This is a genomic window from Pseudomonas marincola, assembly GCF_900116605.1.
Lineage (GTDB): Bacteria > Pseudomonadota > Gammaproteobacteria > Pseudomonadales > Pseudomonadaceae > Aquipseudomonas > Aquipseudomonas marincola.
In genome coordinates, this window is record NZ_FPBC01000005.1 from 269,771 (window position 1) to 284,382 (window position 14,612).

At 57.9% G+C, this 14,612-nt stretch carries 12 protein-coding genes and 1 pseudogene; 7 read left to right on the forward strand and 6 right to left on the reverse strand.

Annotated elements, in window-relative coordinates:
• Positions 1-21 precede the first annotated feature (21 nt).
• Positions 22-1,080, reverse strand: coding sequence for a DUF2955 domain-containing protein (locus tag BM395_RS10750; protein WP_090511630.1), 1,059 nt, complete (start codon positions 1,078-1,080; stop codon positions 22-24).
• Positions 1,070-2,131, reverse strand: a pseudogene (locus BM395_RS10755) (HlyD family secretion protein). The gene BM395_RS10750 and the pseudogene BM395_RS10755 overlap by 11 nt, the downstream one beginning before the upstream one ends.
• Before the next feature lie 482 nt (positions 2,132-2,613).
• Here BM395_RS10755 and BM395_RS10760 point away from each other — a divergent pair.
• A complete protein-coding gene (locus BM395_RS10760) occupies positions 2,614-3,615 on the forward strand; it encodes a LysR family transcriptional regulator (protein ID WP_090511633.1) in 1,002 nt (333 codons plus the stop codon).
• Here the strand turns inward: BM395_RS10760 and BM395_RS10765 are convergent.
• Both BM395_RS10765 and BM395_RS10770 read right to left on the reverse strand, forming a co-directional pair.
• Complete coding sequence (locus tag BM395_RS10765) at positions 3,535-3,978, reverse strand: GlcG/HbpS family heme-binding protein (protein ID WP_090511791.1); 444 nt, start codon at positions 3,976-3,978, stop codon at positions 3,535-3,537. The genes BM395_RS10760 and BM395_RS10765 overlap by 81 nt on opposite strands.
• A gap of 8 nt (positions 3,979-3,986) precedes the next feature.
• Positions 3,987-5,336 carry a metal-dependent hydrolase family protein gene (locus BM395_RS10770; RefSeq protein WP_090511635.1) on the reverse strand — a complete coding sequence of 450 codons (1,350 nt, stop codon included), beginning with the start codon at positions 5,334-5,336 and terminating at the stop codon, positions 3,987-3,989.
• A gap of 270 nt (positions 5,337-5,606) precedes the next feature.
• Between BM395_RS10770 and BM395_RS10775 the strand changes: the two genes are divergently transcribed.
• Positions 5,607-5,984, forward strand: coding sequence for a nuclear transport factor 2 family protein (locus BM395_RS10775; RefSeq protein ID WP_090511637.1), 378 nt, complete (start codon positions 5,607-5,609; stop codon positions 5,982-5,984).
• Between the two features lie 72 nt (positions 5,985-6,056).
• On the opposite strand, the gene BM395_RS10780 is transcribed toward BM395_RS10775, so the two are convergent.
• Both BM395_RS10780 and BM395_RS10785 read right to left on the reverse strand, forming a co-directional pair.
• Complete coding sequence (locus BM395_RS10780; RefSeq protein ID WP_090511640.1) at positions 6,057-7,214, reverse strand: alpha/beta hydrolase family protein; 1,158 nt, start codon at positions 7,212-7,214, stop codon at positions 6,057-6,059.
• A gap of 384 nt (positions 7,215-7,598) precedes the next feature.
• On the reverse strand, positions 7,599-8,522 hold the full coding sequence (locus BM395_RS10785) for a LysR family transcriptional regulator (protein WP_090511643.1): 924 nt from the start codon (positions 8,520-8,522) through the stop codon (positions 7,599-7,601).
• A gap of 289 nt (positions 8,523-8,811) precedes the next feature.
• Between BM395_RS10785 and BM395_RS10790 the strand changes: the two genes are divergently transcribed.
• The 5 genes from BM395_RS10790 to BM395_RS10810 all read left to right on the forward strand — a co-directional run bounded on the left by BM395_RS10790 (position 8,812) and on the right by BM395_RS10810 (position 14,591).
• Positions 8,812-9,753, forward strand: a complete 942-nt coding sequence (locus BM395_RS10790; RefSeq protein WP_090511644.1) for a VOC family protein — start codon at positions 8,812-8,814, stop codon at positions 9,751-9,753.
• A 7-nt stretch (positions 9,754-9,760) separates the two neighbouring features.
• The gene (locus BM395_RS10795; protein ID WP_090511646.1) at positions 9,761-10,123 is read left to right on the forward strand and encodes a Rieske (2Fe-2S) protein; all 363 of its coding nucleotides are present in this window, start codon (positions 9,761-9,763) and stop codon (positions 10,121-10,123) included.
• Positions 10,124-10,298: 175 nt separating this feature from the next.
• The gene (locus BM395_RS10800; RefSeq protein ID WP_090511793.1) at positions 10,299-11,423 is read left to right on the forward strand and encodes an FAD-dependent oxidoreductase; all 1,125 of its coding nucleotides are present in this window, start codon (positions 10,299-10,301) and stop codon (positions 11,421-11,423) included.
• A 120-nt stretch (positions 11,424-11,543) separates the two neighbouring features.
• A complete protein-coding gene (locus BM395_RS10805) occupies positions 11,544-13,205 on the forward strand; it encodes a DUF1302 domain-containing protein (RefSeq protein ID WP_090511648.1) in 1,662 nt (553 codons plus the stop codon).
• A 12-nt stretch (positions 13,206-13,217) separates the two neighbouring features.
• Positions 13,218-14,591 carry a DUF1329 domain-containing protein gene (locus tag BM395_RS10810; RefSeq protein ID WP_090511650.1) on the forward strand — a complete coding sequence of 458 codons (1,374 nt, stop codon included), beginning with the start codon at positions 13,218-13,220 and terminating at the stop codon, positions 14,589-14,591.
• Positions 14,592-14,612 lie beyond the last annotated feature (21 nt).

The window sequence follows — 14,612 nt, forward strand, 5'->3', positions numbered from 1 at the left end:
TTTTCGATGCAGGTTGCACGGTCAATGGCTGAAATGGCGAGTCGCCTTAAACCTGTTGAGCAAGCGATGAACAATAAATACGGCGAACAGGGTCAGCAGTACCGACAGGCTCACTGAAGTCAGGCGGTAGAGAGTGGCGTACATGATGTCGTGTTCAGGGGTTAGCGATTGGCCAAAGAGAATGGCCAGGGTGGTCAGGGCGCCAAAGCCGACGCCGGGCACGCCATTTTCGAGCATGTGCCAGCGTGCGCAAACCATGGCGGCTATCCATACCATGATGATCAGCAGCGGCAGCACATCGTAGTGGTTGTAGAGCAGCAGCATGATCAACAGCGCCATTGCGCAGCCCAGTAATGTGCCTTTGGCGCGGACTCTGCCGGCAAAGTGCGAACCTTTCCAGTGCATGGGAAACAGCAGCAGAATGCTCGCGACCTGCGCGGACAGTGAGTCATGCAGGTTCATGCACTGAAATACAACAAACGACAGCGTGGCGACCGTAGCGCCAAGCAAGGCTTCGTGTCGGCGGCTGGGCAGATCTTTGTTCGGTGGCGTCCGTGCTTGCCTGGGTTCGGAGTCGGGGAATACATAGAACATCAGTACGGCAATTGCAGTGGCCTGCAGGATTGCCCAACTGTTGTAGCCGAGCATGTCTATGACATCGGTCTGCGGGTAACTGGCGAAATTCAGCTGGATCGACAGAAACACCGCGCCAAGTGCGCCAAACATGAAGTGATTGCCTTTGGCCATGAGCGCAAAGCGGTAGCAGAAAGACAAGAATATCAACGGCGTGATGACCAGCGGACGACCGCCAAACAGTCCGTAGAGCAGGGCGATCTCAACACTGACGAGCAAGCCCTGAGCGAAAAACTGGCGGATCAGGTGGGCATTGATTCTGGGTGCCAGGCCAAGCAACAACATCGGATATACGCAGAAGAACGCGCCGTACTCCAGGTTGAGCAGCTTGCAGGACAACAGTGCCAGGCAGCCGCCTGTGGCGATCCGCAAGCATTGGCGCAGGTCATTTTCGTTGAGCGTTTTAACCGGCGCAATGCCGCCGCTAGCGGCTTGCTCAGTAGACATAGTGCAGCCAGCTGATCAGGCGAATCTGCATAGCGGCAGCTGCGCTGGCGAGCGGGTTGTCGAAGGGCTTGAGTTGTACTGTGGCCTTGGCGCCGGTCGGCAATGTAAAGTCGAGCGTTTGGTCGAGTTGCAGGTGCAGACGCTGGCGTTGCGCATCGCGAACCCAGCGCTCCGATTGCACTGGCGCTGCCAGTTGGCCGTTGGCCTCTATCTGCCCTTCGCGAACTCCCGCATCGAAGTGGCTGACCGTAGCGCTGAAAAGCTCGCCCGGCCGCGCATCGAAGACCACAACGGCAGGGGTATTGACGCTGACATAACGCAGCGCTTTCTCGCGAAAGTCGGCGATGATGTCCACGCTGTCTTCCACCAAGGCGGCAACTGGTGCGCCAGCGGCCACGAAGGTGCCCGCTGTGAGTTGCAAGTTGCTGACTACGCCGCTGCGCTCAGCGCGTACCTCACTGTATTGCAGGTTCAATTTGGCGCGACGTAGCGCATTGCGGGCCTGACGCAGGTGCAAGTTGTCGTTATCGCTGCTGCCACGGCGGGCTTTTAGTTCGCCAATTCTGGCGCGGGCGGCGCTGAGTTCGGCCACTGCCATCAGGCGTTGCGCGTCGAGGGTTTCGTAGTTTTGTTTCGACACCAGTTGGCGGGCGATCAAACGCTACATACGTTTGGCCTGCGCCGCCAGATCCGCAGACTGTGCTTGCGCTGCCTTTACCTGTGCTTTGGCGGCCTCCAGTTGCGCGTCCAGTTCAGCGTTGTCTTGTTCGGCCTGCTCAAGTTGCAGTTGGGCCTGCTGCACTTCAATTTCAAAGGGCTGCGGGTCTAGCCGAAACAGCAGTTGCCCCGGTTGAACGTGTTGGTTGTTGGTCACGGCCACTTCTATGACCTGGCCGGCAATGCGCGGCGCGAGCTTGAGCACCGAGCGATTGAGCTGAGCTTGCGGCGTCAGGGGCATGAACAAATCAGCGGTGAGAAAGTAGATAAAGCAGCAAGCCAGGGCTGCAATAGCGATTTGCACCCAGCGTGCAAAACGTTGGTCTGGCGTCATCAAAAACCTCAGGTAAACAACCGGTATGAGCGACTTTTTCGGGCCGTACTGTGTCGATCACGCCCAACAGTTCCACCGGTATATCTGTGCTCGCAGCGGGGAATACTGGGCGCAAGGGCTGAATGACTCTTACTTTACAGGTAATAATCTGTAAGTGATTTCAGCCCATAAAAAAGGCCACCCCGAAAGAGTGGCCGATAAAGACGTCAGTGCAGTCACGCCTAAACGTCGGGGCTGTCTGTACAGCGGGCGGCATCATGGGCGGGCAGCGTCCTGCTATAAATAGCGCTTTATGTAAATCACTGTTAACTGTGGCGTAACAATCCGCCGTTTTGTTTGTGTTAGGCGCAATGGTCTGCGTGCTGCAACAGTCGTTTCGCAACGCGCCTGAAAAAGCCCGCCATCTATGGTTGCAACCACTTCTCGATCAGCTAATCATAGCGACCGCACTGTGCAACCACTGCCACTGGAACCGAGCCCGCATGCGTTATCGCCACCTTGACCTTAACTTGTTGGTCGCCCTTGATGTGCTGCTCAGCGAGTGCAATGTCAGCCGTGCGGCTGAGCGTTTGCATCTCGGGCAATCGGCTACCAGTTCCGCATTGCGCCGCTTGCGCGAGCACTTCAATGATCCGTTGCTGGTGCAAGTCGGACGACGCCTTGAGCCGACAGCGCTGGCGCTGCAACTGCAGCCTAAAGTGCGCGAGGCATTGACCTTGGCGCGTGAGATTGTCGATGCGCCAATGACCTTTGATCCGGCCATGTGCAATCGGCAATTCACCCTGGTGGCGTCGGATTATGTCGCGGCGGTGCTGCTGCCTGCAGTCAGTCGTGAACTTGCCCGCGTGGCGCCGGGTGTGAGTTTGAAGCTGCGTGACTTGCCGATGCCACGCGATGGCGATGTGGTCAGTGAAGCCCTGGATTATCGTCGCAGCGATCTGGTGATTGTGCCGCAGCAACGCTTGAATCCCGGCTATCCGCAAACGCCACTACTCAGCGATCAGCTCTGTTGCATTGTCTGCCGTGAGCAACAGCAGTTTGCCAGCGGCATGACGCTGGCCGCTTATTGCGCTGCCGAACACGTGGTACGTGAGTTTGCCGAAGGGCGCAATCTCGCACTCGATGCGGCGCATCTGAGTGAAATAGGCATCGAACGCAAGGTTGGTGTAGCGTTAGAGAGCTTTGCGTTAATGCCGGAATTTGTGGTGGGCACCGCCCGCGTGGCGACTTTGTTCCGCCGCCAGGCTGAGCAGTTTGCGCAGCGCTATGCGCTGAGAATTTTGCCTGCTCCTCTGGCTTTTCCAGAGGCGGTGCAGGTGATGCAGTGGCATCCGTATCAGGATAACGATCCGGCGCTGGCCTGGTTTCGCGACCTGCTGGTTGAGCAGGCCCGCGCAACTGGGTCAGGCCTGAGCGTCACCGGTATCGGCAACCAAACCGACTGCACTAATGCCTTGCAGGGCGCAGCGTTCATCGTTGTCTGAGGTGTCGCCGCTAATGCCTACAGCGCCGAGCAGGGTTCCCTGGCTATTGCGTATCAGCACGCCACCGGCCACGGGAATCACTTCGCCGTCGGTGAGGCTGTTGATGGCATCGAAGAAGGCCGGCATCGCCTGGGCGCGACGTGCCAGTTCACGCCCGCCGAAGCCCATGCCCAGACACCCGCGCGCTTTACCGGTGGCAATTTTCGGGCGCAGGAAACTCGCCTGCTCATCGCGCAGCACTGCCAGCGGATGCCCGGCGGCATCGAGCACGGCAACGGCCAGTGGTTTCACGCCCAACTCGTGCGAGGCGGCAATGGCGGCGTTGGCCAACTGGGTGGCGGTTTTCAGGTCTAGCGTGGTGATGGTCATGCTTACAGGCTCCACTTGCCAAGTTCAGCGACGCGGTCGCGGGTGTATAGATCGGTCCATTTAAGCGAGTTGAAATCGCTGACTTGCTTGGGGTTATACGGGGTGCGCTGCTGCTTCATCAGTTGGCCGCCCTTGTACACGGCCTTGAGGCGTGAGCGGTCTTGCAGAATGCGGATGTCTTGCAGGGGCGAGCCATCGATGAGCAGAAAATCTGCCTGCTTGCCGACTTCGATAGTGCCGAGGGTTTCACCGCGCGGCATACAGCGCGAGCCGACAGCTGTGGCGGCATAAAGCGCTTCTGCTGGGGTGAAGTTGAGGCGCTTGACCAGCAGCTCCAGTTCGCGGGCGTGCCACTCGCCGTAAGGCGTTACTGCAAAACCACTGTCGCTGCCACAGGCGAACGGGATGCCCGCAGCTTTTGCCCGCTTCAGTACTTCACTGCCAACCTCCAGCGTGCGGGCGCAGTAGCCCGCGTAACCGGTGGTAATCGCCGGGTCGTGTGGCTGGCAGAAATCCACGGTGTTCTGCGGGAAGGTCATGGTCGGGGCAAGGATGCTGCCGGATTCGAGCAGTGCTTCGATGCAGGCATCGTCCATATAGAACGCGTGGAATACCAGATCCACACCGGCTTTGGCGGCGTACATCACGGCTTCGCGGCCGTAGGCGTGAGTTGCCACCTTGCACCCGAGGCGATGTGCTTCCTCAACCATTTCATAGGTTTCTTCTGCGGTGAACGCCGCGATGATCTCGCCGTTAGGGCGACGATGGGTGCCGTCCATGGCGATTTTGATCAGGTCTACGCCGTCTTTGGCTTGGCGACGAATCTCTGCCAGCGCCTCACTGCGGCTCGTCACCAGCCGTGCGGTGAAGTATTCGGGCGCGCCGACGCGGCTCGGGAACCAGTCGTTAAGGCTTTGGCGGTTGGTGATCACCCGGCTGCTTGCTGCAATACGCGGGCCTTCGAACATGCCGGCGGCGATGGCATTGCGCACGGCAATACTCAGCTGGCCGCTGTCGCCGGGGCAGACCATGCTGGTCACGCCAGCGGCGACAACGTGCTGCGCGAAGAACATGCCGCGCAGGGCGCGAAATTCGTCAGTGGTCCAGATGTCGATGTCTTCTTCGCTCTGGGCGTTACCGAATGCCAGGTGCGTATGAACGTCGATCAGGCCCGGCATGACGAAGTTGTCGCCGGCATCGACTACCTTATCGCCTGGCTTTACAGACGGTGCGGTGGCGGTTGGGCCGACGTAGCTGAACAGGCCGTTTTCCACGACCAGGGTTTGCTGCTGACATGTTTCCAGGCCGGTGCTGGCGAAGAGGGTTTGGCAGTGCAGGTGCAGGGCGCTCATAACGATTTCGCTCGGTTGATTGTTATGTGCGGCACGCTAGGTAAATAACCGATGTGCGACCAGCAGATTGTATCGATGCGTGGCTATTGATCCGCTCAATATCAGCTGCAGGCCCCGTGGTACGGGGAGGGCGCGCTGATGGCAGTCACCGTGCAATGGGTATCGTAAGTGGCGATAGTTGCCATCCTGATAGACGATTTTTTTGCGCCTGTGTCGGGCCTCTATGGTGCTGCGTCGCCATGTCGGCGAGACCTATCAAGGAGAACAACAATGAGTGCGCAACAACAACTGCTGGCTCTGGAGAAAGAACGCAGCCGTGCATTGGTTGAAGAAGACTATACGGCGGTGAATGAGTTGTTTGCCGATGATCTGGTGTACGTGCACACCACCGGGCTGGTGCAGGGCAAGGCGGATTATCTGGAATATGCCCGCAGCGCCGTGCAGTATCTGGCGATCGAACGTGGCCCGTTGGATATTCGTTTTTATGGCGATGATCTTGCCATCATGACGGGCCCGCAGTGCAACACGCTGCAAAAGCGTGGCGGTGATCAGGCCATGCGTGGCGAAGGTTTCGCGACTCAGGTGTGGGTACGCACGGCCAAAGGCTGGCAGATGAGTTCGTTTCACGCTACAAAAGTCGCCAGCTAAGCGCTGTAACAGACACGAAAAAGCCGAATCCCCGCCAAGGGATTCGGCTTTTCTATGCGTTGCAGAAAATGCTTATGCGGTGCGGCCGCCCAGTGTTTCTGCAACCCAGTCGGCGATGTACTGACCGGCGTTGATGCTGTTGTCGAAGCTTGAGTGTTGAACGCCACCGGTACGCTCGGTGAAGATTTTCAGCTCGCGCTTAGGGCTGTTGACCAGTTGCTCATACGTGCGCTCGGCCCACTTGAGTGGGATTTGCGAGTCCTTCTCGCCATGCGTGACCAGGAACGGCACCTTGATGCGATCCAGTACGCCATCGAGATGGACGTTTTCGGCGATGGTCATGAACTCGTCCATGTCCTTGGCGCCCCACACCCACTGCACATGCGCCCAATAATGCGGAACCGGGAAGCTGCCTTCTTTTTCCAGGCGGCGTTTTTGCACGTCGCGCCAGTCGTGGTTGGCGCCCCAGACTACACCGCAAGCGAAACGGGGTTCGAAGGCCACCGCGCGCGGGCAGTAGTAACCGCCCAGCGAAACGCCTTCCATGCCAATCCGCTTGGCGTCGACATCAGCACGGGTTTCAAGCCAGTCAACCACACGGCTAGCCCAATGTTCGGTGTCATAACGTGCGGTGAGGTTGTGCAGACGCAGCGCTTCACCGGTGCCTGGCTGATCAATAATCAGCGAAGAGACGCCACGTTTGGCCAGCCATGCTGGCAGGCCTACGCGGTATTTCATTTCCTTGGTTGAATCCAGGCCATTGACCTGAACCAGCAGCGGCGCCGGACCTTCAACGCCTTCCGCCCGAACCAGCAGGCCACTGATGTGGGCGCCTTCATAAGGGATTTCAACGCGCTCGCAGTTCTCTTTGCTCAGCTCAATGCCACGGGCAAAGGTTGACAGTACCCGCTGGTACAATTCGGCGCGGCCTTCCGAGCCGTGCGCTTGCAGGCGCTCGCCAGTGAGGTAATAAGTGGATGCACGGTTGTATTTCTCACCGGCAGATAGCAGGCGACCGGCAGCTTCGTCTTCTTCAGCAAGGCTGCAGAGTTTGTCGGCCATTTTCGACCAGGTTGCACGAAACGCTGCAGTACCGGCCGCATCGGGTTGCTTGGCCGCTTCAGCCAGCGGCTTGCACATCTCTTCAATTTCGCCGATGCGCGCGCCCATCTCAATGGCCAGGTTTACAGAAAGGTCCCAAACATAATTGGTGGGGAAGTAACGGAACATTGTTGTTGTCCTTATTCTGAGCAAAGGCAGTGTCCGCGGCCAGGCAGGCAAATACGGACTATCAGGGCAACTACGTTAAGCAGTGACGCGGGTATTTGGCCAATCGTGAGTAAGGATGCGAGGTATCGGCATTCGCGATACCCGCCAGCGCAATCTGCAACAGCGTCGAGTTTGCGACCTCTGGTTTAACTGGCGCTGGTTTCATCGCGTAAGTTGATGATCCAGATTCCGCGGATTGCAGATGCCGAGACTTTCTAGCCGTTAATTGGATGACAACTCTGCGTGCTGATGAAGCGGGCAGGCGCATCGCCAATACCCGAGCCGGTCGGTGACCTATTGGCGCGCGCTGGCCTGTGAGATACCAGCGCGCAGCCAGATTGGCCATCAAGCCGCCTTGTTTTGTTCAAAATTATGGATGCACTGGCTGATGCGTTCGCGTATCCAGCGGTGCATCGGGTCGCCATCCATGCTGCGGTGCCAGAGCATGTATTCGCGCATGATCGGTACTTGCACCGGCGTTGGCAGAATACGCAGTGGCAGGTAGGTCGCGTACAGTTCGGCAAGCCGTTTGTGCATGGTGGCAATGCGTTCGGTGCCGACCACCAGCTGCGGCAGGGTATTGAAGTCGTTGGTGATGACTTCGATACGCCGGTTGAAACCGTACTGGCTCATGAACCAGTCCTCGATACTCATGTGCCGTGTTCGGCCAAAACCCACAGAGATATGGCCCATCTGCATGTACTGCTCAAGTGACAGGCTGTCGCCTATTTGCGTGTTGTCTTTACACACCACGCAGACGTGGTCTTCCTCGAAGAGCAATTGCGAAGGGTGGCCTTCGATGATGTAGCGTTCGGGCACGATCATCAGATCAACCTCGCCGCGAATCAGCAATTCACCGGAATTGTCGCTTGGGCCGAGCATCTCGAACGTGACGTTGGGCGCTTCCTTTTGCAGATGCTGGATAACGCGGGCAAACAGCACGCTGATCAGGTAGTCGGACGTCACCAGGCGAAAGTGGCGTTTGCTGGTGCCGGGGTCGAATACCTGCTTGGTGGTGATTGAAGAGCGAATGGTGATCAACACTTCGCGCACCGGTTTCGCCAGTTCCAGTGCGTAAGGGGTTGGCTGCATCTTGCGGCCGACCTGTACCAGCAGGTCGTCTTCGAAAAATGTGCGCAAACGCCCGAGAACCCCGCTGGTTGCGGACTGCGTCATATGCAGGCGCTCGGCCGCACGGGTGATATTTTGCTCCTCAAGCAAAACGTCGAGGGCAACCAGCAGATTTAAGTCCAGGTGATTGAAGCGCATGGCAGGGTCCTGCGAGTAGTATTTATTTTTGCGATACCTTCGTGCGCAATCAGTTGTACGTCAAGTAAGAAAGTGAATCCGTGTTCAATATTCATCCCTGCAGCCGGCGCTGATCGGTTCGGCGTGAGGTATCGCGTTTGTCGATAGGTCGCATCCTCACATGCGATTAGTCAACTTCATTAAGCCCCCGCAATCTTTGCAACCAGTCGGATCTACCCGGCCTCCACCACCGTATGCGCTGGCGACTGAGCCACGGATGCGGATCATAATTTCAATGGAGTGGTATGCCATGAACATTATTGGCCTTGACGCCCTGGTCTTTGGCGTCGATGACATTCAAGCCTGTACAGATTGTCTGCGTGATTACGGTTTAACCCCAGTGGGTGCGGACGAGAAGGGCGGTCGTTTCGAAGCGCTGGACGGCACTGCAATCGTTATTCGGGCAGCCGATGACGCCTCGCTCCCGGCGGCAATTGGCCCGGCCCCTTCCATCCGCGAAACCATCTATGGCGTAGCTGACGCGGCCGACCTTGAAGCCATTGCTGATGAACTGGGCCGTGATCGCGACGTCACCCGTGGCGCCGATGGTTCGGTACACAGTGTCGACGACATGGGCTTTGCGATTGGTTTTCAGGTCACCGTGCGCAAAACATTCGCAGCTCCTGCCGATCTGACCAACGCGCCAGGCCATGCGCCTCAGCGCCCGCTCAATCAGCCAGGCATCACCCTCGATATGCCGGCGATTCCACGCACGCTGTCGCACGTTGTGTATTTCGTTCCGGATGTGGCCAAGGCCGAGGCGTTCTACGCCGAGCGTCTGGGTTTCCGCACTACCGACACCTTCATCGGCGCTGGCCCGTTCATGCGTCCAGCCGGCTCTGACGATCACCATTGCCTGTTCATGATCCAGACGCCGCCACACATGAAGGGCTGCGAGCACTTCACCTTCCACATGGGCAGCGGCACCGAAGTACTGCTCGCAGGACGCCGTTTCGAGCAAAGCGGCTGGACCAGTTTCTGGGGGCCTGGCCGTCACCTGTTTGGCTCCAACTGGTTCTGGTACTTCAACAGCCCGCTGGGTTGCCACATCGAGTACGACGCCGACATGGACAAGCACGATGACGAGTGGGTCGCCCGTCAGGCTCCGCTCTCGGCAGACAACTCGCAATTGTTCCTGTTTACCTCGAAAGAGAAATGGGCGCCGGGTGGTCCACCGCCGAAGCAGGGCTGATTGAGCGATGAGTGCAGCGCTCGTTGCCCTGTGCCTGATGAGTGAATTGGCTGAAGGCCAGGCCCGTGGATTCGATCCGCTGGGCCAGGGCCGCGACAGCGTTTTCGCGGTATTGCATCAGGGCCAGGTTCGGCTTTATCGCAACAGCTGCCCGCATCTGGATGTGCGTCTGGAGTATCGCAAGGACCGTTTCATGTCCGCCGATGGCCAGCGAATTATCTGTTACGCCCACGGTGCCCAGTTTCTTCCTGAGTCCGGCCTGTGTGTTTACGGGCCGTGTCTTAGTGAGCAGTTGAGTGCCCTTGAATACCAGATTGATGAGGGTTGGCTGGTGCTGGATACCGCTCAGTTGAGTTTCTGCGAGTCGTGATTGAGGTATCGCGTTTGGCGATACATCACATCCTTACTTGCGATTAGTCAAATTGCTGGTAAGGCCCGATGCTTCAACCACAAAGCTTGGGTGGAGCACGTACGCGCAGATGACCACGCCTGAAGGTCAGCACTTGGCGTCCAACCCGGATCATAAGAACAAGAGTGAGAACATCATGAGTGCAGAGAACAAGGTATTAATCGTAGGCGGTGGCATTGGCGGTCTGTGCGCCGCAATCGCCCTGCGCCGCAAAGGCGTTGCAGTCGATCTGGTCGAGCTTAAAGCAGAGTGGACTGTCTACGGTGTCGGCATCATCCAGCAGAGCAACGTTGTTCGCGAAATGGCCAAGCTGGGCGTTCTCGATGGTTATCTCGATGCTGCTTATGCATTCGAAGACGTCACCATCAACACCACCTCCGGCCAGCAACTGGCACGCATTCCCGGCCAGCGTCTGGCCGGCCCGGAATACCCGGCCAACGTGGGCATCTCACGCCTTGCGCTGCACAAGGTGCTCAGCGAAACCGCTATTGAACTCGGCACTCAGGTTCGTTTGGGGCTTTCGGTTGAAACCCTCGACGAGGATGCCGACGGCGTAAACGTGCAATTCACCGATGGCACGCAGGGTCGTTACAGCCTGGTAGTGGGCGCTGATGGATTGTTCTCGAAAGTACGCGGCCTGTTGTTTGGCGATAAATACCAGCCGCGTTTCACCGGCCAGTCCGTCTGGCGCTACAACTTCCCGCGCACCGCAGAAATCGATCATCTGGCCAATTACATGGGCCCGGCAGGCAATGCTGGATTGGTGCCGCTGGCCGATGACCTGATGTACATGTTCGTGACCTCGCATGAGCCGAACAACCCGTGGATGGACAAGAGCGTGCTGGCGGCTGAAATGCGCAAGCGCCTGAGCGGCTTCGAAGGTTTGATCGGCGAGCTGCGTGAGCAGATCACGGACGGCGAACAGGTGGTCTACAAACCGCTCGAAGTGGTGTTTGTCGATGAGCCCTGGTATCGCGGTCGCGTTCTGCTGATCGGTGATGCGGCTCACGCCACCACGCCACATCTGGGGCAGGGCGCAGGCATGGCCATCGAAGATGCAGTGGTTCTCAGCGAGGAACTGACTGCAGGCGGTTCTCTCGAGCAGCAACTGCAACGGTTCATGGCGCGCCGTTTTGAGCGCTGCAAGTACATCGCAGAGAGCTCGGTGCTGGCCGGCGATAAAGAAATTGCGCATGACCGCGAGTTCGATCGCATCGGCCTGGTTAAACAGATGCTTGCCCGTACGGCTGAGCCTATCTAAACCACCGCAAAACAACGCTTTTACCGTGCATACCCGGCTTGGGTAGGGGCCTTCCTTGCCCCGCTCAAGTCGGAAACCTGTAAGAACCAACGCATAAAAACAATAAAGAGGGCTACACCGATGTCATATCGCAACATCGCTGCGTCTCGCTACGCACCCTTCACCCTGTCCCTTGCTGCAATGCTGGTGCTTGGCGCGCCCACTGCTCAGGCGTTTCAGATCAATACCGGTAATCCGGATTTTGGCCTGCGCTGGGACAACACCGTCAAATACAGCGCCGCCTGGCGTGTTAAGGATCAGAGCAGCCGCCTGACTGAAGGCCCCGTTGCGCGGAACCAGGACGACGGTGACCGTAACTTCGACAAGGGCCTGATCTCCAATCGTCTCGATCTGTTGTCTGAACTGGACATGTCGTTCGGCGACTTTGGTGCGCGTATCAGCGGCGCTGCCTGGTACGACACCGAATACCAGAAAGACACCGACGCCGATGATCCCCTGCGGGCCAACCAGCGCTCTGTTGCGTATGACGAGTTCACCGATGACACCCGTCATTTGCATGGCGGCGATGGTGAAATTCTTGATGCATTCGTCTACTGGAATGGCGAGCTTGCCGAACGCGCTATGTCGGTTCGCGCCGGTCGTCATGACCTGGTCTGGGGTGAGAGCCTGTTCTTCGGTGCCAACGGTATTGCCGGTGGTATGGCCCCGGTCGACGTTGTGAAAGCGGTATCGGTGCCTAACACCCAGTTCAAGGAAATTGTTCGCCCGGTTAATCAACTCTCGACAACTTATCAGTTGACGGACGATGTATCGCTCGGCGCCTACTACCAGTTGGAATGGGAAGAGACCCGTCTGCCGGGCTCGGGTAGCTACTTCTCGGTGAGTGACACCATCGGTGAAGGTAACGAGCGACTGCTCACTGGCGCTGTATTGCCTAATGGCCAGAAGGTTGCGTTTTGGCATAGCAACGATAAAGAAGCGCGCAGTTCAGGGCAGGGCGGTTTGCAGCTGCGCTATGCAGCAGAAACTGTGGACTACGGTTTCTACGCTATTCAGTACCACGACAAAACCCCGAAGCTTTACCTCAAGCAACCCACCGGCCCTGTCAATTTCCAGACTGGCAAACTCAGCGAATACTACTGGGTATACCCGGAAGACATCCAAGCCCTGGGCGCCAGCTTCTCGACAACTTCCGGCGAGTTCAACTGGGCGGGTGAAGCCTCGATGCGCTGGAACATGCCGCTGGTATCCAACGGTGTAACCATCGCGCCAGGGCAAGCCGCAGACAACAACGATGACGCGCTATACGCAATCGGCCGCACGGCGCACGTCAACCTCAACTTCCTCGCAACGTTTGGTCCTTCGTTTATCTCCGAAGAGTCGGCAATGGTCGGCGAACTGGCCTGGAACCGTTTGCTCAGCGTGACCGACAACCGCGAACAGCTTTCACCGAAAGCGACTGACGATGGCGTTGGTATGAAGCTGGTGTTCACCCCAACCTATCGCCAGATCTATCCGGGCATCGATTTGAGTGTGCCGATGGGCATCAGCTACTTCCCGATGGGCAAGTCGGCGGTGGTCAGCTCGTTTGGGCCTGATCGCGGCGGTGATTTGAACATCGGCGTCACCGCGACCTATCTCGACCGCGTAACCTTCGGCCTTAGTTACACCCACTACTACGGACCAGAAGACACCAACCTCGACGGGCAGACGCACTTCAATTTTGAGCAGTCGCTGAAAGACCGTGACTACGTCGCCTTCAACGTTAAAACCACTTTCTAAGAGGACGTGAGAATGACTACCCAGTTCAAACTCAAGGCTTTGTGCTTTGCCGTGCTGACCAGCCTGGCCGTCAGCGCCTCGCCAGCTTTTGCAGCCACTGCTGAAGAAGCCGCCCAGCTGGGCAAGAACTTGACGCCGATGGGCGCAGAGAAAGCCGGTAATGCCGACGGCACAATTCCCGCTTGGGATGGTGGCTATACCAAGGTTGATCCGGCCTACAAACAAGGTGGCAAGCGCCTTGACCCGTTCGTAGCGGAAAAGCCGTTGTTCAGCATCACCGCCCAGAACATGGCGCAATACGCCGACAAGCTGAGCGATGGCACTAAGGCGATGTTTGCCAAGTATCCAGAAACCTACCGCGTCGATGTCTACCCGACTCACCGGACTGCGGCAGCACCGCAATGGGTGTATGACAACGTCGCGAAGAACGCCGTTAACGCGACACTGGTTGACAGCAGCGCTGGGCGAATTCCGCAGGGCGCTTACGGTGGCGTGCCATTCCCGATCCCGAAAGACGGAACCGAGGCTATCTGGAACCACATCCTCAACTGGCGTGGCACCTCGGTTTCGATGCATTTCCGTCACTACCTGATGACCGCAGATGGTACTCAGGTAATGACCACGGACGGTAAAGCCATTCAGGAAATGCCGTACTACTACCCGGAAGGGTCTGCCGAGAAGTTTGAAGGTGATTACTGGCTGTTCCGCCTGCTGAACGTCGGCCCGCCAATCCGCGCCGGTGAGCAGATCATGGGGCGTACCAACCTCAACGGTGACAAGTCGCAGGCTCACGTTTATCTGGCTGGCCAGCGCCGCGTGCGCAAACTGCCAAACGCCTGCTGCGACACGCCTACACCTGCTACCGCCGGGGTGATGAGCTTCGACGAATTGTCGGTGTTCCAAGGCCGAATCGATCGTTTCAACTGGAAGTTGATCGGCAAGAAAGAGATGTATGTGCCTTACAACGACAACAAGGTGCAGACCGCAGCCAAGCCCGAAGACCTGTTTGCCAAGCATCACATGAACCCGGATTACGTGCGTTGGGAACTGCACCGCGTTTGGGTGGTTGAAGCAGATCTGGCACCGGGCAAACGTCACCAGTTGCCGAAAGGGCGCTACTACCTCGACGAAGACACCTGGCAGGCCATGTTGGGTGACCGCTGGGATGCTAACGGCCAGCTGGCCAAAACCCTGTGGGCGCTGCCTGCGGTTATGCCGGATATCCCGGCTCACGCCACCTTGTCTTCGGGTTTCTACGACCTGACATCCGGCGCCTGGTTTATCCAGAACGTTTACACCGGGTTGCCAGAGCAGTACGGCGTGGTTGATCGCTACAGAAAATCCGAGTTCTCGCCAGCCGCGATGGCCGGGCAGGGCGTGCGGTAAAGCAGTTGCTTGATGTTCGGG